Raw genomic sequence first — 19,248 nt, 5'->3', positions numbered from 1 at the left:
GCGACGGGAAGACGTTCACCGGACAAGCTTGGCCGGTGGACGACGACAGCCGTTCGGTGCGCTGGACGCAGCGCACCGAGATCCCCCTCTTCGTGGCGTCCCTGGTCTTCCTGGCCGCGTATGCCACGCATGTCCTGGCCACGGACCTGCCCCCCTTCTGGCACGTCGTGTGCTTGTCCGTGATGCTCGGCCTCTGGCTGGTGTTCGCCGCGGACTACGCGGTGCGCTGGCGGCTCAGCGGACAGGGTCTGCGGTTCGTCCCCACGCACATGCTGCACACGGTGGTGGTCGTCCTGCCGCTGCTGCGGCCGCTGCGGATCGTTCCCCTGTACGAGGCGGTGCAGCGGAAGTCCGGACAGCCCCGGCTCTCGCTGCACGCGCGCGTGATCTCCTACGCCGGCCTGTCCACCCTGCTGCTCGGCTTCTCCGGCGCCCTCGCGGTCTACCAGGCGGAGCGCGGCGCCCCCGGAGCCACCATGCGCACGTTCGGGGACGCCGTGTGGTGGGCGGCGTCGACCCTCACCACGGTCGGCTACGGGGACATCACCCCGGTCACCCCGATGGGCCGGGCGATCGCCATCGGGATGATGATCGGCGGCCTCGCCCTGCTCGGCGCGGTGACGGGCTCGTTCTCGTCCTGGCTGATGCAGACCTTCACCCGCGAGGGAGACGAGAGGCCCCCGGGGAGATGAACCTCCCCGGGGGCCTTCGTGCGGAGCGGGCGCCGGATCAGACCTGGGCCCGATCCTGAACGATCTGCGCGATCTTGGCGATGGCCGCGTCGAACGGGATGCCGTTCTCCTGCGAGCCGTCGCGGTAGCGGAACGACACCGAGCCGTTCGACATGTCCTCGTCGCCCGCGATGACCATGAAGGGCACCTTCTGCTTCTGGGCGTTGCGGATCTTCTTCTGCATGCGGTCCGAGGAGGAGTCCACCTCGACGCGCAGGCCCTTCTTCCGGGCCGCGGCGGCGAACTTCTCCAGGTACTCCACGTGTGCGTCGCCGATCGGGATGCCGAGCGCCTGGACCGGGGCCAGCCAGGCCGGGAAGGCACCCGCGTAGTGCTCCAGCAGGACGGCGAAGAACCGCTCGATGGAGCCGAACAGCGCGCGGTGGATCATCACAGGGCGCTGCTTGGAGCCGTCCGGGCCGGTGTACTCCAGGTTGAAGCGCTCCGGCAGGTTGAAGTCGAGCTGGATGGTCGACATCTGCCAGGTGCGGCCGATGGCGTCCTTGGCCTGGACGGAGATCTTCGGGCCGTAGAACGCGGCGCCGCCCGGGTCGGGCACCAGGGGCAGGCCCTGCTTCTCGGCGACCTGGCGCAGGGTCTCGGTCGCCTCCTCCCAGACCTCGTCGGAGCCGACGGACTTCTCCGGGTCCTTGGTGGACAGCTCCAGGTAGAAGTCGGTCAGGCCGTAGTCGCGCAGCAGGCCGAGGACGAAGGTGAGCGTCTTGTCCAGCTCCTCGGACATCTGCTCACGGGTGCAGTAGATGTGCGCGTCGTCCTGGGTGAAGCCGCGGGCGCGGGTCAGGCCGTGCACGACGCCCGACTTCTCGTACCGGTACACGGTCCCGAACTCGAAGAGACGCAGCGGCAGTTCGCGGTAGGAGCGGCCGCGCGCGTCGAAGATCAGGTTGTGCATCGGGCAGTTCATGGGCTTGAGGTAGTAGTCCACGCCCTCGTCGAGCTGCATGGGCGGGTACATGCCCTCGGCGTACCAGTCCAGGTGCCCGGACGTCTCGAAGAGCTTCCCCTTCGTGGCGTGCGGGGTGTAGACGAACTCGTAGCCCTCCTCCTCGTGGCGGCGCCGCGAGTAGTCCTCCATGACCCGGCGGACGATGCCCCCCTTGGGGTGGAAGACCGCGAGGCCGGAGCCGATCTGCTCCGGGATGGAGAAGAGGTCGAGCTCGGTACCGAGCTTGCGGTGGTCGCGCTTCTCGGCCTCGGCGAGGAAGTCCAGGTACCCCTTCAGCTCGTCCTTGGACGGCCAGGCGGTGCCGTAGATGCGCTGGAGCATCGGGTTCTTCTCGCTGCCGCGCCAGTAGGCGGCCGCGTTGCGCATCAGCTTGAACGCCGGGATCAGGCGGGTCGAGGGCAGGTGCGGACCACGGCAGAGGTCCTTCCAGCACAGCTCGCCGGTCTTGGCGTCCAGGTTGTCGTAGATCGTCAGCTCACCGGCGCCGACCTCGACGTCCGCGCCGTCGTCGGAGGAGGCCGACCCCTTGAGGCCGATCAGCTCCAGCTTGTACGGCTCGGCGGCCAGCTCCTCGCGGGCCGCCTCGTCGGTGACGACACGGCGGGAGAAGCGCTGCCCGCGCTTCTGGATCTCCTGCATCTTCTTCTCGATGGCCTTGAGATCCTCGGGCGTGAACGGCTTCTCCACGTCGAAGTCGTAGTAGAAGCCGTCCTTGACGGGCGGGCCGATGCCCAGCTTGGCCTCGGGGAAGATCTCCTGCACGGCCTGCGCCATGACGTGCGCGGTGGAGTGGCGCAGGATGTTCAGACCGTCCTCGGAGGAGATCTCGACGCCCTCGACGGTCTCGCCGTCCTCGACCTCGTGGGCGAGGTCCTTCAGCTCGCCCCCGACACGCGCGGCGATGATCGAGCGCTCGCCCGCGAAGAGGTCGGCGGCCGTAGTGCCCGTCGTCACCACGCGTTCTTCCCGCTCGGAATCGCGTTGGATGATCACACGGACGTCTGACACCGGTCTCTCCTGACTGAAGGTGGGGTGCGGCGCCATACCAGGAGCGCGCGCACAGGCGATCGTACCGACCCGATGGCCCCGACCGCGAAACGGTCACCCTCGGTCCGCGCTCCCCTACACCTCAGTCCTCGTCCCCGTACGCCTCCCCGCACGCCTCCTCGAAGAAGTCGAGGTTCTCCTGCAGCGACTTCATCAACCGGTCCCGCTCGCCCTCCTCCACCTGCACGGGTACGACCCCGGAGGCGCCGGTGAGCCGGCGGAAGCCGCCCCGGCGCTCCAGCCGGCCGTGCACCCGCACCGGGAGCCCGACGAGGTGGGCGTGGCCGGCGATGCGGTAGTCCTCCTCGTCCAGGGTGACGCGGACGTGCGGGACGTCGGCTCCGGCGAGGACGCGCAGCCGTACGGTGCCCTCGCCGCCGGGTCCGGAGCGGCGCATGCGGACGACGGCGCCGGTGACGCGGACCGGTACGGAGGGTTCCTCGCGCAGATAGCGGGCGGCGGCCTCGCGCAGCACGGGCAGGTCGCCGGGTGAGAACTCGACGGGCTCGGCGGAGGGGGCGCAGCCCTCGGGAACCCCGGCGCCGGGTGCCCAGGCGACGGCGATCCGGGCGCCCTCGGTGCCCCGCACGAGCACGGCCAGCGCCTCGGTCAGCTCGCGGCTGACGCCGGCCTCGACCGCGCCGTCGAAGGCGTCCATGCCGCCGGTGGCCCGCCGGTAGTCGACGGCCTCGCGGGCGGCGTTCAGGGCCTGGTGGAGGCGGACGGCGAGCGGGCGGCCGGTGGGCACGGGCACGAACGCGGTGAGGTGCCGGCCCTCGGCGGCGGGGCCGACGAGGACGTCCTGAAGGAGTGCGGCGGCGGAGCGGCGGTGGCGGGCGCCGTAGTACCCGGCACGCGCGCGTGTGGCGAGCGCGCCGGCGAGCAGCATCTGCCGGGCGGCGGCGCGCAGTTGCTCGTCGGCCGTCCAGGGCGCGGCGCCGACGGGTCCGCCCGGGGTGTCCCGCCACCAGCGGATCTCGTCGCTGGGCACGGCGAGGGAGATCAGCACCTCGCGGGCGGCGGGCGTCCCGCTGCGGGCGAGGGCGTCGAGGGCCTCGCCGAGCAGGTCGTCGCTGTCGGGGAAGGCGCGGCTCTCCGGCACCAGCAGGCTGGTCCCGCCGGCGCCCGGCCCCGGTGGGGTCCAGCGGCCGTAGCGCCCGGGGGCTCCGCCGCGCCGCTGCCAGCCGTGCCGGTGCAGCAGGGCGCCGAGCACGGCGGGGTCGACCTCGGCGGGGTCCGGGGGCCGGTGCCAGGCGAGGTCGTCGGGATGCGGCCGGGCCTGGCGCGGCAGCTCCTCGTACGGACGGCTCCTCATGGCCTGCCTCCCGTCCCGACCCGCGTCATGATCTCGCAGAGCGCCCGGTCGTCGAAGATGCGTGTGGTCGGTATCCGCACGGTGGTCCGGTGCCGGCCGGTGATGGGGTGGCCGGCCAGGTTGACCCAGTAGCAGCAGTGCCTGAGGTCGAGCCGGTCGTGGCTGGCGCGCAGCCAGTCGTCCTGCGAGCGCGGGACGAGCATGACGACCAGGATCTTGTGCACCGACACGGGTGTGCGGGCGAGCTTGCGCAGATGGTCGTTGTCGAGGGTGAAGGAGAAGGTGCGCCCCGGAGGGTTCGGCGCGACCTGGTACGTGGCCTTCAGCTGCACCTTGATGGTGACCTCGTCGTCGACGGTGTGCCCGGGCGCGCTGTGGCTGACGTGCCAGTCGATGCCGTTGTCCGGGAAGGGCTGGGACAGCGAGCAGCCGGCCGCGGCGGCGACCGCGTGCAGATAGCCGACCTGCAGTGTCTCCATGCAGGCGGTGGTGGCGAGCGTGCCGCGAAGGGGGCCCGTGCGATCGGGCAGCAGCCCGCCCCGCTCGGGCTGCGCTATGGCCATGACCAACAGCCTTCCAAGCCAAGAGTTTCCCCGCTACGGGCTGCTGAACTGCAAAGACCCGTACTCCTGTTGTCTCCTGCCCGCGTACGGCGCAAACGGCCCGGGTATCACCAAACGGGCAGAAGACGGAACGTCACCTGCCTCGGGTGAACGAGGAGTTGGGTTGGGATGACGTACTGGTACGAGGGGCCGCTGGCCGCCTTCGACACGGAGACGACGGGCGTGGACGTCGAGACCGACCGGATCGTGTCGGCCGCCGTCGTCGTCCAGGACGCGCCGGGGACCCGGCCCCGGGTCACTCGCTGGCTGGTGAACCCGGGTGTGCCGGTGCCCGAGGAGGCCACGGCGGTGCACGGGCTGACGGAGGAGCACCTGCAGCGCAACGGCCGCTGGCCGGCGCCGGTGATGTACGAGATAGCCGAGCAGCTGGCGGAGCACGCGGCGATGGGCCGGCCGCTGGTGGTGATGAACGCGCCCTTCGATCTCACCTTGCTGGACCGGGAGCTGCGCCGGCATCGGGCGTCCTCGCTGGACCGCTGGTTCGCGTCGGTGCCGCTGCAGGTGCTGGACCCCCGCGTCCTGGACAAGCATCTGGACCGCTACCGCAAGGGCCGCCGCACGCTGACCGACCTGTGCGCGCACTACGACGTGACGCTGCAGGACGCGCATGACGCGGCGGCGGACGCGCTGGCCGCGCTGGACGTCGTACGGGCCCTGGGCCGCCGTTTCGCGACCCGCCTGGAGCGCCTGACCCCCGCCGAGCTGCACGCGCTGCAGGCCAACTGGCACGCGGCGCAGGCCCGCGGGCTGCAGGCCTGGTTCGCGCGCAGCGGTTCGGACGAGATCGTCAGCACGGACTGGCCGCTGAGGCCGGAGCTGCCCGCCGCGGCATAGGTCTCGGGATCACGGCACAGGCGCCCGCTGCACGGCGGTCACCAGGAGCCTCCCCCGCCGACGCCTCCGGAAGAGCCTCTCCCGCCGGAGCCGCTCCCGGTGCCGCCGCCGGAGACGACGTCGAGGACGCGAGCGTGGCCGACACGACGAGTCCGGCGGCCGGCGCCGGCGCCAGCCGTACGGCGCGCGAGGCGGGCCGCCGGGTGGGTACGGCGGTCGTCTCGACGGCATGCCGCCGGCTGCCGTCCAGGCCGAGGGCGACCGCCAGGCCGTGCAGAGCCGCACCTGGTCGTCGGCGAGCGGTTCGGGGCCGGGCAGGGCGGACGGATCGGCGAGGTAGCGCCGGAACGCCTCGACCCGCAGCCACTGCGCGCTGCCCTCGGGGGTGCGCCGGTGCAGTTCCCCGGCGCGCGTAGTAGTCGCCCGCGGTGAGTTCCCGGGGGACGCGATGGCCGTCCATGCTGACGGCGACGTGGGCCGCGTCCTCGTCGAAGGGCAGGTCCGGCAGGTCGCGGTAGATGCCGTGCCGTGCCGTGTGCGGGTAGCCGAAGTCGTAGTCGATGACCTCGGTGATCCGGGCACTGCCGTCGGCGGCGATCCGCGCCCCGACCCACATCGTGGTCACCCGTTACGTGTTGAAGGTGATCCCGGCCGGCGCCACGACGGCGCCCAGCACCACTTCGGGCAGACAGATCCCGACCGGACTGCGGACCCGGAGCCTGCGCACCCGCGCGCCAAGTCTCGGTCCTTCCCCGCCCCGTTCCTTGCCCATGACGCCCCCCATGGCATCAAAAGAGCCGGTCCGCAGCTGCGGACCGGCTCTTTCCCGGTGGGCGATACTGGGTTCGAACCAGTGACCTCTTCGGTGTGAACGAAGCGCTCTCCCACTGAGCTAATCGCCCGGGAACGCAGTGAACAATACAGGTCCCGGCGCCGATCCTTCAAACCGCTTGCAGGTGACGCAGCAGTCCGCGCCGCCCGGACCGCATCATCAGGCGGTGGTTGGCGCGGAAGACCGGCCGGCCGGGTACGGCGAGCCGGCGGAGCAGCGGCTTGTGCACGTCCACGTCCTGGTCGTAGCGGGCCAGGGTCCCGGAGCCTTCGGCGGTGACCGTCCAGCGCGCCCGGCCCTCGATGTCACCGGACAGAGTGACCTCCAGCACACCGGCGTCCGGGTCGCGGCGGATCTGCCGTGCGATGAAGGTCATGTCGTACGGCAGGACGGACCGGACGGTGATCACACCCGTCTCGCCGTCGAGCCGGGTCACCGAGCGGACCTGTGGCCACCAGTTCGGATAGTCCTCGGGCCGCTCCAGCACCGCGTACACGCCGGCGGGCGGCGCGGGCAGGGACCACAGGCTGCGGAAGCGGTAGTGGGTCCAGTCCATGGGACGAGTCTGCCCGGCGGGGCGGGAGATCTGAGTACGCGTACTCATGCGCCGCGCCGTGCGCCGGGTGAGACTCGGTCGGGCGAGCGCCGCCGCCCGTGCGACGGCGCTCCCTCAACCGCGGCTAGGGCATCCTGCCGCCGAGCAACGCCAGGTTCTCGATGGCCGCGAGGCCGTAGAGCGCGGTGTCGTTGCTGGACACCCAGCTCGCCTCGCTGCCCTCGACCAGGGTGACGGGGCCGGTCAGCTTCTCGGTCCTCCACGGTGCGGACTCGGTGTAGCCGTCGGAGGCGTAGAACTTGGTCCAGGCGCGCTGGGCGAGCGATGCGTCACCGGTCTGTACGGCGGCGTAGGCGTCGAGCCGCGAGTGCCCCTGGAAGAGCAGCAGCGTGCCGAGGTCGGTGCCGTAGCGGGCCGCCTGTTCGGCCTTGGTGGCGTTGAAGTAGCGGCAGTAGTCCAGGTAGACCTCCTTGAACTTCGGCATGTCGACAAGGTGAATCAGCTCGGCGCACAGCTCGTTGAGGCCGAAGACGGCCGAGAGGTGGGACACGGAGACCACCGGCTGGTCGGCGACGGCGAACGTGCCGGTGTCGAGGTCGTACAGCCCACTGCCCTGGACGAAGCCGTTGGGCTGGGCGGCGATGCCCTCCATCGTGGACAGCACGCGCGCCTTGCCCGTCTCCCACTTGGGTCCCTTGCGCTCCCACTCCGTCAGCCAGGCCGAGACCAGGCCGCTCCAGTCCGTGCCGAAGCCGATCGACAGGGCGTGCCGGCCGGGGGTGTAGGGGTCGGTGCGGACCTTGCGCTGGGGGTCGAGGACGAGGAAGGTCTCGTCGGAGTCGACGTTGGCGTGCATGAGGTCGCCCACGCGTTCGTCGGCGGTGAGGAAGTAGTAGAAGCGCCGGTACGTCGTGTTGGCGATGCGCTGCTGTTTGGCGCTGTCGCCGAAGTGCTGCACACCGTGCCGGGTGCCGAGGCCGGCCCACTTGCCGAGGTGGTAGACGTCGACCTCGCCGGTGTGCCGGGTGAGCGCCTCGGCGAAGCGGAAGAGGTCGGACCGGCCGCTCCTGAGGTACGCGTACCAGAGCCACAGGTCCGGCGAGAGCTCGGAGTTGTCCCAGGCGTAGCCACCGACGTCGTACCGCCACTGGTGGCGCACGGTGTCGTAGGTGTGCATGAAGTCGCCGTAGTCCCAGAAGCCGTACCAACGGCGTTGCCCCACCTGGTCCTTGTAGTAGGTGAAGAGGAAGTCGAGGTGGCCCTCGATCTTCGCCTTGGCCGGGGTGGAGCGGTCGGGCTCGGCGTACAGGCCGGGGCCGAAGACCTTGGCCTCGATCAGCTGCTTGGGCGGGGCCGCGAGCTGCGGCAGCACCCGTACCGGCTGCACCTGCCGGGCCAGGGTGTCGGCGTCGGGGGTGGAGTCGTTGGCCCAGAAGAGGAGTTCTGGAAGAACGTCCGGATCGGGACGTCCGCTATGCCGTCGGCGAGGCCCTTGAAGTTGGACAGGATCGGGTGGGACGGGAACAGCGTGAGGCTGTTGATGACGTCCTTGCTGGGCTTGAACGAGGCGCCGATCACCCAGACGACCGGATAGAGGATGACGGCCAGGATGGCCACGGCGCCGAGGTGCCAGGCGAGCGAGCCGGTGCGCCGGCGCGTCAGGGCGAGTCTGAGGGTGCTCATCGGGCGTCCTCCTCGTAGTGCACCCACTTCTTCTGGGACCAGAAGAGGACGGCCGTCACCAGGGCCACGGCGAGCAGCAGCATCCAGGCCATGGCGGAGGCGAAGCCCATCCGGGCGTTCGTGAAGCCCTGCTGGTACAGGTAGCAGGTGTAGACGAGCGTGGCGTCGGCCGGTCCGCAGGAGGTGTTGGAGACGACGTAGGCCGAGCCGAAGATCTGGAAGGAGTGGATGGTCTCCAGGAGCACGTTGAAGAACAGCACCGGGGAGATCATCGGCAGGGTGATGTTCCAGAACCTCCGGAACGTACCCGCGCCGTCCATCTCGGCGGCCTCGTACAGCTCCCTCGGCACCTGTTTCAGGCCCGCCAGGAAGATGACCATGGGCGCACCGAACTGCCACACCGTCAGCGCGACCAGGCAGTACAGCACCCAGTCGGCGTTGCCGACCCAGCCGCCGACGTGCCAGCCGAAGAAGGTCTGGGTACGGTCCACGATCGCGCCGTCGGAGAACAGCGACCGCCAGACGAAGCCGACGGAGACGCTCGCGCCGATCAGCGAGGGGGCGTAGAAGGCGGCCCGGTAGAAGGCCTGGCCGCGGCGGCTCTGCGCGAGCAGCAGGGCGACCCCGAGGGCGAGCAGCAGCTTCAGCGGGGTGCCGGTTGTAGTCGGTGAAGGCGAAGTACAGCGAGGCGATCATGGGGCCCGCGGTCAGCAGCAGGAAGCCCGCGATCCACGGGGACATGAAGAGGTAGCCGGCGAGGTTCTCGCGGCGGCGGCCCGGCCGCCCGGGGGTGGCGGTGGCGGCCGAGCGTGCCTTGCGGGTCGCGGGCACGGAGTCCTTGACGAGCGTCACGGCATGTCCCATCAGGCCTGGAATGCGGCCTCGGACTCGGTGAAGAACTGCTTCACCGCGTCCGCGACCTTCGTCTTGCCCTGTCCGAGGTCGCCGCCGATGCGCAGGAAGGCGGCCTCGATGGTGTCGGCACCGGAGGGGTGCGGGGTGATCGCGCCGAGGACGCCCGCCTTGGCGGTGTCGGCCTCATACTGCGCGATCTCCTTGTTCACCGCGTCCGTCGGCTTGTACGCGTCGTACTGCTCGGTGCCGGCGAGGATGCCCCGGTCGTAGCCCATGATCCTGCCGACCTCGGGGTCGTGGACCATGAAGTCGATGAACTGGGCGACCTCCTTGGAGTGGGAGGTGTGGGCGGAGGCGCTGAGCATCAGGGAGGCGAGGTACTGCCCGGTGTGCCTGCCGTCCGTGGTGGGGATCGGCGCGAGGCCGTAGGTGCTGTCGCCCTCCGCCGAGTAACGGACGGTGAAGTTGTCCCAGGTGAACTCCGAGGCGCCGTGACCTGCGGAGAGGGAGGACTTGGGCATGTCCTGCTGGACGACCTTCGGGTCGGTGACGATGCCCGCCTTGACGCGGTGGTAGCCGTCGGTCCACCACTCCGTCAGATCGGCCTTGTCGAAGCCGAGTCCGTCCTTGGTGTAGAACGCCTTGCCGTTCTGGCGAAGGTAGAGGTCGTACAGGTACATGATGGTGAAGTAGCCGGTGTCCCCCGGGACATTTTTCCTGTCGTGGATGGTCTTCAGCGCCTTGAAGTAGTCGTCCCAGGTCCATCCCGGGTGCGGCTCGACGCCGGCCTTCTGGAACACCTTCTTGTCGACGACGAGCGCCATGGTGTTGGAGCCGACTGGAATTCCGAGCTGCTTTCCGTCGACCTCGCCGACCTTCGTCACGCCGTCCCGAAAGTGATCCAGGGTCAGATTACCTGCCTGCACCTGTGACTTGAGGTCGAGGAGAATTCCTCGCTTGTCATACTTCCGGAGAAAGGTGACGGCATTTTGGAAAACGTCCGGAGGATTTCCACCGGCGGCCTGGGTCTGGAACTTCTCCCAGAAGGACGCGTACGTCTGGAAGTCGGTCTTGACCTTGATCTTCGGGTACTTCTTCTCGAAGAGGGCGATGGTCTGGTTGATCTTCTTGGCCCGCTCCTCGGCACCCCACCAGGAATAACGGATCGTCACCGTCCCATCCCCGGAACCGCTTCCGCCTCCGCACCCGGCCGTCGCCGCGAGCCCGAGCGCGGCCGCCGAGGCGCCGGCCGCCTTCAGGATCGTACGCCTCTCAAGATTCCCAAGATTCCTGCTGGTTCCCATGATGGGGCCCTCCCCGCAGCGTCGTCTCCGTCGTCGTGAATCGTTTCAAGTAAGCGCTTGCTGGCACAAGGTACGGAGGGGCTCGGGTGCGTCAATGATTCGGACAGGATTCTCTTGCGGCCGGCGCGGGCGCGGGGGTCGCGTCTCGGCTGTCGTCGCTGGTGAGCGTGGTACGACCGACGGACCGAACGGACGCGGCCGCACAGACCGGGCGGGCCGGGGAGGGTCTCGGGGTACGTCTCGACGGCGCCGGGCGGGCAGGCGAGGCGTCCAAAGTGCCGCCGACGAGGTGTCCGGGGTGCCGCCGATGGACAGCGAGGGCCGCGTGATCGGGCTATCCGTGACCGGCGCATCCGTGATCCGGGCTCCCTGGTGACGGGCCGACCGGCCAGGTCCGCCCAGTCCCGGCCCCTGGTGCGGTGACGGCTCAACGCCCCGGTCACTCCCGTCCGCTCGAACTCCCCGGCCAGGACGTCGAGATCACCCTCGCCAGGACAGGCCCGACCGCCAAGCTCGGCGGAGACCTGGGAGCCGCTGCCCGCCCCGGAGCAGGGGCAGGGGCAGGGGCCTGTGCTCGCATCTGGAGTCGGAGCAGGGGGCTGGAGCAAGTGCTCGCGCCGGAGCCGGTCACGAGGCGCAAAGGCCGCTGTCCGCCGCCGGGGTCCGCGCAGGTGACCTGGATCAGCTGTTCGTCGCTCGAAGCACCGCAGGCAACCCGAGGCCGGTGCCCGCTGCCGGGGTCGGCCGACGAACGCTCCACCGGCCCGGATCAGACGCGCATACGCCGACGGCCACCTGCCTTTTCGCAGGTGGCCGTCGGTCCGGGTGGGCGATACTGGGTTCGAACCAGTGACCTCTTCGGTGTGAACGAAGCGCTCTCCCACTGAGCTAATCGCCCGGGCGCAGGAAGAACATTACCCCATGTCAGGCGGTGCTTCCGAACACGGCAGGGCGGCGGAGGACCGGGCGGCGCAGCCGCGTCACTGATCCTTGATCTTCCACGGCATGACGAGGCCGAACTGCCCCACGTAGACCCCGACCAGCACGGCCACGACCGCCAGTCCGATCACCGTCAGCGTGATGTTGCGGCGCCGCACCTTGGGATCGAGGGCCCGCTGGGCGGCCTCGGTGACCTTGCGCTTGGTCCAGCGGAGGACGAGCTGCGCCCAGACGAACTCGGTCGCCCAGATCGCCATGCCGCCGAAGATCACCACCCAGCCGGATCCCGGCAGCGGCAGCATGACGATGCCGGCGACGACGACCGCGAGGCCCACCACGAAGACGCCGACCTGCCAGCTCAGATGCAGCAGCCGACGGGCCTTGATGAATTCCGGCGCCCGTGAGCCGAGCCCGGCACCGGTCCCGCGCCCGGTGTCGTCCCCGGAGCCCTGCCCGGCCTCCCGCCGGTCCGCCCTCGCCTTGTCCGCCGCCGCAACCACCTCGCCCGCCTCGTCACTCCCCGTATTCATATAGACAAACCCTACCCGAGTGAATCCAGTCACCGGAATGGTCGTAGATCTCGTACGAGTTCTCGGCCGGAAGAGTTACGTAAAGACACGCAAAACCCTCAGAGGGGTTTACAACGGCATCGTAGGTGGCATGTCGATTTCGCCGACGTGCGAATCCCCGAGCGCACACTGAGCGAAAGGCCCTGGCGCTTATGAACACCACGGTCAGCTGCGAGCTGCACCTGCGCCTCGTTGTGTCGAGCGAGTCCTCCCTGCCTGTCCCCGCAGGCCTGCGGTACGACACGGCCGACCCCTACGCCGTGCACGCCACCTTCCACACCGGAGCCGAGGAGACCGTCGAGTGGGTGTTCGCCCGCGACCTCCTCGCCGAGGGGCTCCACCGGCCCACCGGAACCGGCGACGTCCGTGTCTGGCCGTCGCGCAGTCATGGTCAGGGCGTCGTCTGCATCGCCCTCAGCTCCCCGGAGGGAGAGGCCCTGCTCGAGGCCCCGGCGCGGGCCCTGGAGTCCTTCCTGAAGCGAACCGACGCCGCCGTGCCGCCCGGCACGGAGCACCGGCACTTCGATCTGGATCAGGAGCTCTCGCACATCCTGGCGGAGAGCTAGGTCGCGGCCCTCGAAAGCAGCCCGGCGCCGTCCACTCGGGGAGACGGCTCGGGCCAAGACAACCGCATACGGCACAGCCCGACGCCGTCACCGTGAGCGATGCACACGGGACGGCGCCGGCCTGTACACCGGTTCCTCCGCGGGCATGATGTGCGCACGGCGCCGTGGGCGGGAACCAGCTCGGGCGCGGAGGCGTTCTACCGGCAATCGAGGTCGGGCAGAGACCGGTGCGGTGCTCGGCGTTGTCGCTACCATCGGCCAACATCGACGGGCGTCGGCCCGACCCTCAGGCCAGGGAGCGAAATGTGCTGATCACCCACGACACCCGGTGCGCCCTCGACACCGTGGTGGATCTGGTGAACACCGCGCCGGAGGACGACGTGGCGGCCGACGGACTGCCCGACGTCCCGGCTCTCGCGGATTTCGTACGAAACCACAAGATCAGCGATGTCGGCGTGCTGTCGGAGTTCGATCTCTCGGCGGTGCGCAGGGTCCGGGGGCGCTTCGCGGCGATCTTCGCCGCGCCGGACGCCCGCTCGGCGGCCGGGCTGATCAACGAGCTGGTCGCCGCGGCGGGCACCACCCCGCGCCTGACGGACCACGACGGCTACGACTGGCATGTGCACTACTTCGCACCCGGTGCCTCCGTGGCCGACCATCTCGCCGCGGACTGCGGGATGGCGCTCGCCTTCTTCGTCGTGGCCGGGGAACGGGAGCGGCTGCGGCGCTGCGAGGCACCGGACTGCCGGCGCGCCTTCGTCGACCTGTCCCGCAACCGCTCGCGCCGCTACTGCGACAGCCGCACCTGCGGAAACCGACTGCATGTCGCCGCGTACCGGGCCCGCCGTAAGGAAGCGACCGGGTGATCGGCCGGAGAGCGCCGCAGGGGTTGCCGCCGTGTGCCCGGCGCGGGTCCGTTGTGGCAGCCCCGCGTCCCGGGGAGGCGCACGCCTGTCGGCCAGATCTCGCGGTGGCCGAACGCTGAGGTCAGGGCGACGTCGGTCCCGGCGGGTGGCGCCGGGACCGACGTGTACGGCTCACAGCAACAGCAGGTCGTGCAGCGCAGCCATGAGGAGCAGAGACCCGATCACCGCAAGGAAGATCATCAGCGGTGGCTGGGATAGGGCGAAGAGGCATCCGCGCGGCTCGTCCTTCGGCGGCGCGGCCTCGCTCTGTCTCGTGTCCAGCATCTCGCCGCAGATCATGGCGCAGGAGAGGCCCCGCACGCGATCAACATACCGGCGACATGCCAGAGTTGCCGCCTATCGCACCGTCTCGTCCGACTTGCTTCCGGTTGTGAACGGTTCCTGACGTCAGCGCGACACCCTGCGTCGTCCAGGTCCGGAGGGTCTGCTGTGTGGACGCCCCCGCTGCCTGCGGCCGGTCATATGCCGTGCTTCTTCAGGATCGCCTCGATGTCGCTGAAGTCGTCGGTGGCGCCTGTGGAGCTCTTGGCGCGCGGGGCGGTGGCGGAGCCGGTCGCGGATCGGGGGCCCGGGCCCAGGGACGGCGCGGAGGCCCCGGCGGCCACGGCCTCCGATCGGTCGCGGCGGTCCGCCTTGCGTTCGGCGCGGGTGCCGCCGCGCCGGCGTTCGACCGCCCGGGTGCCCACGAACAGGAGCCAGGCCGCGCCCAGCACCCCGAAGCCCGCCCAGGCGGTAGGGCTGAAGGCGGTGTCCGCGAGCCAGCCGACCACCCCGGTCATCACCAGGCCGACCGGTACCAGCGAGTAGGCCGCGATGCGGGTCGCCGCGAGGAAGCGCTTGCGGTAGGCCGTGACCACCGCGATGCCCAGGCCCGCTGCGGACACGGCGGAACAGACGGTCTCGGCAATCATCCGGTCCTCCTGGCGGGCTCGGTCGGTGCGGCGGCACTCGGCGGACGCGGCACACCGGCACGGCGCACCGCCTCCGTCTCCTCCATCCTGCACCGCCCCGTCCCCGCTGTGCCACGCCCCCGCCGGACTTCAGGGGCATCTCGGGGTCGTCTCCTACTGGAGTGCCGGTGCGGAGCCGTACGGCCGTTCCGTCCCGATTGGGTCGGCCGCCTCCGGCCTGGAAGACTGGTCGGCATGAGCGACTCCTCTCCCGACTCCTCCCCCGAACGCACCGATGCCCTGGTACTCGACGTCTGGTGCGAACTGCAGTGCCCCGACTGCCGTACCGCCCTGGACGACGTCCGCGCCCTGCGCGCCCGCTACGGCGACCGGCTGGAGCTGCGGCTGCGGCACTTCCCGCTGGAGAAGCACAAGCACGCCTTCGCCGCCGCCCAGGCCGCGGAGGAGGCGCTGGAGCAGGGCAAGGGCTGGCCGTACGTGGAGGCCGTACTGGAGCGGGTCGAGAAGCTGGACCGCGAGGGCGAGTCCTTCCTGGTCGAGGTGGCCGGTGAACTCGGCCTGGACGCCGAGGAGTTCGACACTGCGCTGATCGACGGCCGGCACATCCTGATCGTGGACGCCGATCAGGCCGAGGGCAAGGCGATCGGGGTGACCGGCACCCCGACGTACGTCATCGGCGGCGAACGCCTCGACGGCGGCGAGAGCCAGGAGGGGCTGCGGACGCGCATCGAGGAGATCGCCGACCGGCTGCTGGGCGGCCAGGAGGCCTGAGCCGCACCACAGGGTCCCGCCGGCTCCTACAGCAGGGGCTTGGCGAGGGCGCGGACCGTCGTCTCGTAGCCGAGTGACTCGTACAGCCGCTCGGCCGGGGCGTTGCCCGCGAACACATTGAGGCCGAGGACGGGCCGGCCGGCCTCGATCGCCTGGCGCTCGGCCAGCAGCATCAGCGTACGGCCGTGTCCCCGGCCACGGTGGGCGGCGTCGGCCTCCACGTCGAACACGAAGGCCTTGCTGTCCTGCAGGGCCACCCACAGCGTGCCCACCCGGGTCCCCTCGTGCTCCAGGACGCTGAAGACCATGCCGTCGGTCGCAAGACCGTGCGGCAGCACCGTGTCGTGGTCCCTGCGGGCCTTGGCGTAGGCCGCGGCCTCGGGGACACCGCGCGCTATCCACATGCGTGCGTACTGCTCGCTCTCGTCCGCGTGCCACGCGGTGAAGTCGGCTTCGGTCATGGGCCGTGCCCTGCTGCCCGGCGGCAGTTCGGGCGGGGTGGCGCCGAGGCGCTTCTCCATGCCGCGGTTGCGCAGGGTGTAGCCGAGGGCGCCGAACAGCCGCAGGGCGCTGCCGGCCGAGGCGGGGACGAGGGTCTCGATCTGTGTGCAGCCCCAGCCGCGCGCCACCTCCTCGGCGGCGAGCGCGGCCACCGTGCCCCGGCCGCGCCGCCGGTCGGGCTCGGCGATCCGCAGGTCGATGACGCGGGCCACCGAGTCACCGAGGGACGGCGAGGTGCCGAGGTGGATCTCGCCGACGGGACGGCTGTTCACGCACACCTGGTAGCGGCGGGAACGGGTGCCGTCGGCATTGTGCTGGAGCGGCTCGGTAGGCCGCAGGGTCGTGGTCATCACCGGTGTTCTACCCGCGGCCGGCCGTCACGTCAGCCCGTTTTCCGCACCGCCGTCGGCGCGTCCCCCGGCTCAGGGGTCGAGGTCCTGCCCGGACCGCTCGTCGAAGATCCGCATGGCCTTGGCGGTCGCCGCGCCCGGGGTGCCGGGCAGCTCACGGTCGTCGACCCGGTGGACGGCCTGGATGTCGCGCAGGGTCGAGGTGAGGAAGATCTCGTCGGCGCGGAGCAGGACGTCCAGCGGCAGGTCGGTCTCCTTGGCGCCGGTCCACTCGACGGCCAGCGCGCGGGTGATGCCCGGGAGGCAGCCGGAGGCGACCGGCGGGGTGTGGATCTCGCCGTCGAGGACGACGAAGACGTTCGACCCGGTGCCCTCGCAGAGCTGTCCGACCGTGTTGCCGAACAGGGCTTCCGAGGCGCCGTGTTCGTGGGCGCGGGCGAGGGCGACGACGTTCTCGGCGTACGAGGTGGTCTTCAGGCCGGTGAGGGCGCCGCGCTCGTTGCGGGTCCACGGGACGGTGATCACGGCTGTCGTGTCCGGGCGGCGGGTGGTCTCGCCGAGGGCGACCACGAGGGTCGGGCCGTGTTCGCCGCGGTCGGAGCCGAGCGGGCCGTGACCGCCGGTGTAGGTGATCCGCAGCCGGCCGAGCGGCATCGGGTTCGCCTCCAGGACCGCCGCGCAGGCCTCGCGGACCTCGTCGTGGTCGGGGTCGGGCAGGCCGAGGCCCCGGGCCGAGCGGGTCAGCCGGTCCAGGTGCCGGGTGAGGGCGAACGGCCTGCCGTGGACCGCCTTCACGGTCTCGAAGACGCCGTCGCCGACGGTGAGCCCGTGGTCGAAGACGGAGACACGGGCGGATTCCAGGTCCCGCAGTCCGCCGTCCAGCCAGATCCTCATGACAACACCCCTCCACTTGCCTCGTACGCCCCCGACGCTACCGCGAGCAGCCGGGAGGCCTTCAGCTCGGTCTCCCGCCACTCCCCCTCGGGGTCCGAGCCCCAGGTGATCCCGGCGCCCGTGCCGAAGCGGAGCACCCCCGCACCGCGGTCGATCCAGAAGGTGCGGATGCCCACGGCCAGCACACCGACGCCCCGGTCGGCGTCGACCCAGCCGATACCACCGCAGTACGGCCCACGCGGGGCCGCCTCCAGCTCCTCGATGATCCTCAGGGCGCTCGACTTGGGCGCACCCGTCACCGAGCCCGGCGGGAAGGCCGCGGCCAGCAGCTCGGCCCAGCCGGCATCCGCGCGCAGCTCGCCGCGCACGGTGGAGACCAGGTGCACCAGGCCCGGGTGCTTCTCCACGGCACACAGATCCGGCACCGTCACACTGCCGGTGGCGCAGACCCGCCCCATGTCGTTGCGCACCAGGTCCACGATCATCACGTTCTCGGCGTAGTCCTTCTCCAGCAGGTCCGCCTCGGTACGCCCGGTGCCCTTGATCGGCCCCGACTCCACGACACGCCCGACCCGGCGCAAAAACAGCTCGGGCGAGGCGGTGGCGATCTCCACACCGTGCCCCGGCAGCCGCACCGTCCCGGCGTACGGCGCCGGGTTCCCACGCGCCAGCAGCGCCGTCAGCGCATCCACGTCCGCCTCGGCACCGACCGGCGCGGACAGCACCCGGCACAGGTTCGCCTGATAGACCTCGCCGGCCGCGATGTACTCACGTATCCGGCGCACGCCCGCCGTGTACCCGGCCCGGTCCAGGGACGACGCCCAGTCCCCCACCGCCGGCCCCCGCCACCCGCCCGGCACCGGCGCGGGCACCGGCTCCTCACGCACCTCCGCGAAACGCGCACAGGTCAGCCGACCCTCGAAATCGGCGCAGACAGCCCAGAACCCGGACGAGTCCAGGGCCGCCGGATCGCTGGTCACGTCGAGCAGGCCGGTGGCGACGCGGTCGCCGAAGCGGGCCAGGGGAGGGAGGCCGGATGGGTGGTGAAGCACGTGGTCGAGTCTAGGTCGGGTGTCCGACCGGTGACCCCGGGATGTCCCGGAGGCGGCGCCGACCACGGGGTCCGTCGGGGGCAGCGCAGCACGCTGCGCAAACGCGTTTTTGTACTGGCCCGGGAATCCGCTAGAGTTCAACACGTCGCCGGGACGCGTAAGCCGACCGAAACGACAGGCGGACGTAGCTCAGTTGGTAGAGCGCAACCTTGCCAAGGTTGAGGTCGCGAGTTCGAGCCTCGTCGTCCGCTCGAAGGAAGAAGGGGTCATCCCGATCCCCTACACTCCTGGTGGAGTGGCCGAGAGGCGAGGCAACGGCCTGCAAAGCCGTCTACACGGGTTCAAATCCCGTCTCCACCTCCAAGGACGATTAGCTCAGCGGGAGAGCGCTTCCCTGACACGGAAGAGGTCACTGGTTCAATCCCAGTATCGTCCACTGGATCTTCTCGTGAGATCCACGGGTCTTCTCGAAGATCCCCGCCCGCGCGATTAGCTCAGCGGGAGAGCGCTTCCCTGACACGGAAGAGGTCACTGGTTCAATCCCAGTATCGCGCACTGCCTGTGACCCATGGGTCACGGCCTGCGGACGATTAGCTCAGCGGGAGAGCGCTTCCCTGACACGGAAGAGGTCACTGGTTCAATCCCAGTATCGTCCACACATCAGGAAGCCCCCGGTCTCGTGACCGGGGGCTTCTTCATGCACTCAGCTGGAGAACAGCATGTGCGCCCAGCTCTGGTGGTGGCCGTGGTGTTCATGGTGCCCATGGTGACCGTGGTGACCGCCGTGCGGGGCACCCCAGGCGGGGGCGGGCGGCGCCGGGTACGCCTGCGGGGCGGGCGGGGCCGGCTTGGACCACTGGGCCTCCAGCTGGGTCAGCGCCTCCAGCTCGCCGTAGTCGAGGAAGATGCCGCGGCAGCCGCTGCACTGCTCGATCTGGACGCCGCTGCGGTTGTAGGTGTGCATCGGCGCGTGGCATTTCGGACAATGCATGGTCGGCTCAACTCCTCGCCGGTCGGTCCTG

19 protein-coding genes, 7 tRNA genes and 3 pseudogenes are annotated in these 19,248 nt (G+C 70.5%); 10 read left to right on the top strand and 19 right to left on the bottom strand.

The window, feature by feature from the left end; genetic code table 11:
- Window positions 1-35 precede the first annotated feature (35 nt).
- Window positions 36-692 (top strand): potassium channel family protein, encoded by a 657-nt coding sequence (locus SRB17_RS35395; protein WP_323376782.1) that lies wholly within the window; start codon window positions 36-38, stop codon window positions 690-692.
- 37 nt (window positions 693-729) lie between these two features.
- Here SRB17_RS35395 and thrS read toward each other — a convergent pair whose 3' ends face one another.
- From thrS to SRB17_RS35380, 3 genes are all read right to left on the bottom strand, one after another.
- Window positions 730-2,706: a threonine--tRNA ligase gene (gene thrS / locus SRB17_RS35390; protein WP_323376780.1), complete on the bottom strand. Its 1,977-nt coding sequence runs from the start codon at window positions 2,704-2,706 to the stop codon at window positions 730-732.
- A 121-nt stretch (window positions 2,707-2,827) separates the two neighbouring features.
- The gene (locus tag SRB17_RS35385) at window positions 2,828-4,060 is read right to left on the bottom strand and encodes a hypothetical protein (protein ID WP_153544627.1); all 1,233 of its coding nucleotides are present in this window, start codon (window positions 4,058-4,060) and stop codon (window positions 2,828-2,830) included.
- On the bottom strand, window positions 4,057-4,623 hold the full coding sequence (locus SRB17_RS35380) for a DUF4365 domain-containing protein (RefSeq protein WP_055708375.1): 567 nt from the start codon (window positions 4,621-4,623) through the stop codon (window positions 4,057-4,059). The genes SRB17_RS35385 and SRB17_RS35380 overlap by 4 nt, the downstream gene beginning before the upstream one ends.
- A gap of 168 nt (window positions 4,624-4,791) precedes the next feature.
- Between SRB17_RS35380 and SRB17_RS35375 the strand changes: the two genes are divergently transcribed.
- Window positions 4,792-5,517 carry a 3'-5' exonuclease gene (locus SRB17_RS35375; RefSeq protein WP_153544625.1) on the top strand — a complete coding sequence of 242 codons (726 nt, stop codon included), beginning with the start codon at window positions 4,792-4,794 and terminating at the stop codon, window positions 5,515-5,517.
- Here the strand turns inward: SRB17_RS35375 and SRB17_RS35370 are convergent.
- The 10 genes and pseudogenes from SRB17_RS35370 to SRB17_RS35325 all read right to left on the bottom strand — a co-directional run bounded on the left by SRB17_RS35370 (window position 5,471) and on the right by SRB17_RS35325 (window position 12,216).
- Window positions 5,471-6,133: a DUF2207 domain-containing protein gene (locus SRB17_RS35370; protein ID WP_323376861.1), complete on the bottom strand. Its 663-nt coding sequence runs from the start codon at window positions 6,131-6,133 to the stop codon at window positions 5,471-5,473. The genes SRB17_RS35375 and SRB17_RS35370 overlap by 47 nt on opposite strands.
- A 12-nt stretch (window positions 6,134-6,145) precedes the next feature.
- A complete protein-coding gene (locus SRB17_RS35365; protein WP_153544620.1) occupies window positions 6,146-6,289 on the bottom strand; it encodes a hypothetical protein in 144 nt (47 codons plus the stop codon).
- Window positions 6,290-6,347: 58 nt separating this feature from the next.
- Window positions 6,348-6,419, bottom strand: a tRNA-Val gene (locus tag SRB17_RS35360).
- 39 nt (window positions 6,420-6,458) lie between these two features.
- Window positions 6,459-6,905 carry an SRPBCC family protein gene (locus tag SRB17_RS35355; RefSeq protein WP_153544988.1) on the bottom strand — a complete coding sequence of 149 codons (447 nt, stop codon included), beginning with the start codon at window positions 6,903-6,905 and terminating at the stop codon, window positions 6,459-6,461.
- A 124-nt stretch (window positions 6,906-7,029) separates the two neighbouring features.
- A pseudogene (locus tag SRB17_RS35350) lies at window positions 7,030-8,349 on the bottom strand (Tat pathway signal sequence domain protein); the annotation flags it as partial.
- Window positions 8,343-8,588 (bottom strand): annotated as a pseudogene (locus tag SRB17_RS35345) (carbohydrate ABC transporter permease); the annotation flags it as partial. The pseudogenes SRB17_RS35345 and SRB17_RS35350, both read right to left, overlap by 7 nt.
- Window positions 8,585-9,452 (bottom strand): annotated as a pseudogene (locus SRB17_RS35340) (carbohydrate ABC transporter permease). The pseudogenes SRB17_RS35345 and SRB17_RS35340, both read right to left, overlap by 4 nt.
- Window positions 9,452-10,747 (bottom strand): ABC transporter substrate-binding protein, encoded by a 1,296-nt coding sequence (locus SRB17_RS35335; RefSeq protein WP_153544618.1) that lies wholly within the window; start codon window positions 10,745-10,747, stop codon window positions 9,452-9,454. The pseudogene SRB17_RS35340 and the gene SRB17_RS35335 overlap by 1 nt, the downstream one beginning before the upstream one ends.
- Before the next feature lie 826 nt (window positions 10,748-11,573).
- A tRNA-Val gene (locus SRB17_RS35330) sits at window positions 11,574-11,645 on the bottom strand.
- An 82-nt stretch (window positions 11,646-11,727) separates the two neighbouring features.
- The gene (locus tag SRB17_RS35325; protein WP_153544616.1) at window positions 11,728-12,216 is read right to left on the bottom strand and encodes a TIGR02611 family protein; all 489 of its coding nucleotides are present in this window, start codon (window positions 12,214-12,216) and stop codon (window positions 11,728-11,730) included.
- Between the two features lie 191 nt (window positions 12,217-12,407).
- On the opposite strand from SRB17_RS35325, the gene SRB17_RS35320 reads away from it, so the two are divergent.
- Window positions 12,408-12,821 (top strand): SsgA family sporulation/cell division regulator, encoded by a 414-nt coding sequence (locus SRB17_RS35320; RefSeq protein ID WP_004002642.1) that lies wholly within the window; start codon window positions 12,408-12,410, stop codon window positions 12,819-12,821.
- A gap of 305 nt (window positions 12,822-13,126) precedes the next feature.
- Window positions 13,127-13,687, top strand: a complete 561-nt coding sequence (locus tag SRB17_RS35315) for a CGNR zinc finger domain-containing protein (RefSeq protein WP_323376775.1) — start codon at window positions 13,127-13,129, stop codon at window positions 13,685-13,687.
- 171 nt (window positions 13,688-13,858) lie between these two features.
- On the opposite strand, the gene SRB17_RS35310 is transcribed toward SRB17_RS35315, so the two are convergent.
- Window positions 13,859-14,047, bottom strand: a complete 189-nt coding sequence (locus SRB17_RS35310; RefSeq protein WP_153544614.1) for a hypothetical protein — start codon at window positions 14,045-14,047, stop codon at window positions 13,859-13,861.
- Window positions 14,048-14,205: 158 nt separating this feature from the next.
- Window positions 14,206-14,658 (bottom strand): hypothetical protein, encoded by a 453-nt coding sequence (locus SRB17_RS35305; protein ID WP_153544612.1) that lies wholly within the window; start codon window positions 14,656-14,658, stop codon window positions 14,206-14,208.
- Window positions 14,659-14,892: 234 nt separating this feature from the next.
- Here SRB17_RS35305 and SRB17_RS35300 point away from each other — a divergent pair, with 234 nt between their 5' ends.
- Entirely contained in the window at window positions 14,893-15,429 is a 537-nt protein-coding gene (locus SRB17_RS35300; RefSeq protein WP_153544610.1) for a DsbA family protein, read from the top strand.
- 26 nt (window positions 15,430-15,455) lie between these two features.
- On the opposite strand, the gene SRB17_RS35295 is transcribed toward SRB17_RS35300, so the two are convergent.
- The 3 genes from SRB17_RS35295 to SRB17_RS35285 all read right to left on the bottom strand — a co-directional run bounded on the left by SRB17_RS35295 (window position 15,456) and on the right by SRB17_RS35285 (window position 18,226).
- Complete coding sequence (locus SRB17_RS35295; protein WP_153544608.1) at window positions 15,456-16,280, bottom strand: GNAT family N-acetyltransferase; 825 nt, start codon at window positions 16,278-16,280, stop codon at window positions 15,456-15,458.
- 72 nt (window positions 16,281-16,352) lie between these two features.
- Window positions 16,353-17,174, bottom strand: coding sequence for an aminotransferase class IV (locus SRB17_RS35290; RefSeq protein WP_153544606.1), 822 nt, complete (start codon window positions 17,172-17,174; stop codon window positions 16,353-16,355).
- Entirely contained in the window at window positions 17,171-18,226 is a 1,056-nt protein-coding gene (locus SRB17_RS35285) for a chorismate-binding protein (protein WP_323376773.1), read from the bottom strand. Before SRB17_RS35285 ends, SRB17_RS35290 begins: the two co-directional genes overlap by 4 nt.
- A gap of 178 nt (window positions 18,227-18,404) precedes the next feature.
- Between SRB17_RS35285 and SRB17_RS35280 the strand changes: the two genes are divergently transcribed.
- The 5 genes from SRB17_RS35280 (at window position 18,405) to SRB17_RS35260 (ending at window position 18,882) form a co-directional block, all read left to right on the top strand.
- Window positions 18,405-18,477 (top strand) — tRNA-Gly (locus SRB17_RS35280).
- Between the two features lie 38 nt (window positions 18,478-18,515).
- A tRNA-Cys gene (locus SRB17_RS35275) sits at window positions 18,516-18,589 on the top strand.
- 1 nt (window position 18,590) lies between these two features.
- Window positions 18,591-18,662, top strand: a tRNA-Val gene (locus SRB17_RS35270).
- Window positions 18,663-18,709: 47 nt separating this feature from the next.
- A tRNA-Val gene (locus SRB17_RS35265) sits at window positions 18,710-18,781 on the top strand.
- A gap of 29 nt (window positions 18,782-18,810) precedes the next feature.
- Window positions 18,811-18,882: transfer RNA gene (locus SRB17_RS35260), tRNA-Val, on the top strand.
- A gap of 47 nt (window positions 18,883-18,929) precedes the next feature.
- Here the strand turns inward: SRB17_RS35260 and SRB17_RS35255 are convergent.
- Window positions 18,930-19,217: a zf-TFIIB domain-containing protein gene (locus tag SRB17_RS35255; protein ID WP_153544604.1), complete on the bottom strand. Its 288-nt coding sequence runs from the start codon at window positions 19,215-19,217 to the stop codon at window positions 18,930-18,932.
- Between the last annotated feature and the right edge of the window lie 31 nt (window positions 19,218-19,248).

Source organism: Streptomyces sp. RB17 (assembly GCF_009604455.1).
Taxonomy (GTDB): Bacteria; Actinomycetota; Actinomycetes; order Streptomycetales; family Streptomycetaceae; genus Streptomyces.
Note: the sequence above shows the minus strand (reverse complement) of the source record. Positions and strands in the feature narration are given on the sequence as shown.

Coding starts and splice junctions, on each gene's coding strand:
- SRB17_RS35385 (WP_153544627.1), bottom strand. CDS start 4,060: ATGAGGAGCCGTCCGTACGAGGAGCTGCCGCGCCAGGCCCGGCCGCAT.
- SRB17_RS35380 (WP_055708375.1), bottom strand. CDS start 4,623: ATGGCCATAGCGCAGCCCGAGCGGGGCGGGCTGCTGCCCGATCGCACG.
- SRB17_RS35375 (WP_153544625.1), top strand. CDS start 4,792: ATGACGTACTGGTACGAGGGGCCGCTGGCCGCCTTCGACACGGAGACG.
- SRB17_RS35370 (WP_323376861.1), bottom strand. CDS start 6,133: ATGTGGGTCGGGGCGCGGATCGCCGCCGACGGCAGTGCCCGGATCACC.
- SRB17_RS35365 (WP_153544620.1), bottom strand. CDS start 6,289: ATGGGCAAGGAACGGGGCGGGGAAGGACCGAGACTTGGCGCGCGGGTG.
- SRB17_RS35355 (WP_153544988.1), bottom strand. CDS start 6,905: ATGGACTGGACCCACTACCGCTTCCGCAGCCTGTGGTCCCTGCCCGCG.
- SRB17_RS35335 (WP_153544618.1), bottom strand. CDS start 10,747: ATGGGAACCAGCAGGAATCTTGGGAATCTTGAGAGGCGTACGATCCTG.
- SRB17_RS35325 (WP_153544616.1), bottom strand. CDS start 12,216: ATGAATACGGGGAGTGACGAGGCGGGCGAGGTGGTTGCGGCGGCGGAC.
- SRB17_RS35320 (WP_004002642.1), top strand. CDS start 12,408: ATGAACACCACGGTCAGCTGCGAGCTGCACCTGCGCCTCGTTGTGTCG.
- SRB17_RS35305 (WP_153544612.1), bottom strand. CDS start 14,658: ATGATTGCCGAGACCGTCTGTTCCGCCGTGTCCGCAGCGGGCCTGGGC.
- SRB17_RS35300 (WP_153544610.1), top strand. CDS start 14,893: ATGAGCGACTCCTCTCCCGACTCCTCCCCCGAACGCACCGATGCCCTG.
- SRB17_RS35295 (WP_153544608.1), bottom strand. CDS start 16,280: ATGACCACGACCCTGCGGCCTACCGAGCCGCTCCAGCACAATGCCGAC.
- SRB17_RS35290 (WP_153544606.1), bottom strand. CDS start 17,174: ATGAGGATCTGGCTGGACGGCGGACTGCGGGACCTGGAATCCGCCCGT.
- SRB17_RS35255 (WP_153544604.1), bottom strand. CDS start 19,217: ATGCATTGTCCGAAATGCCACGCGCCGATGCACACCTACAACCGCAGC.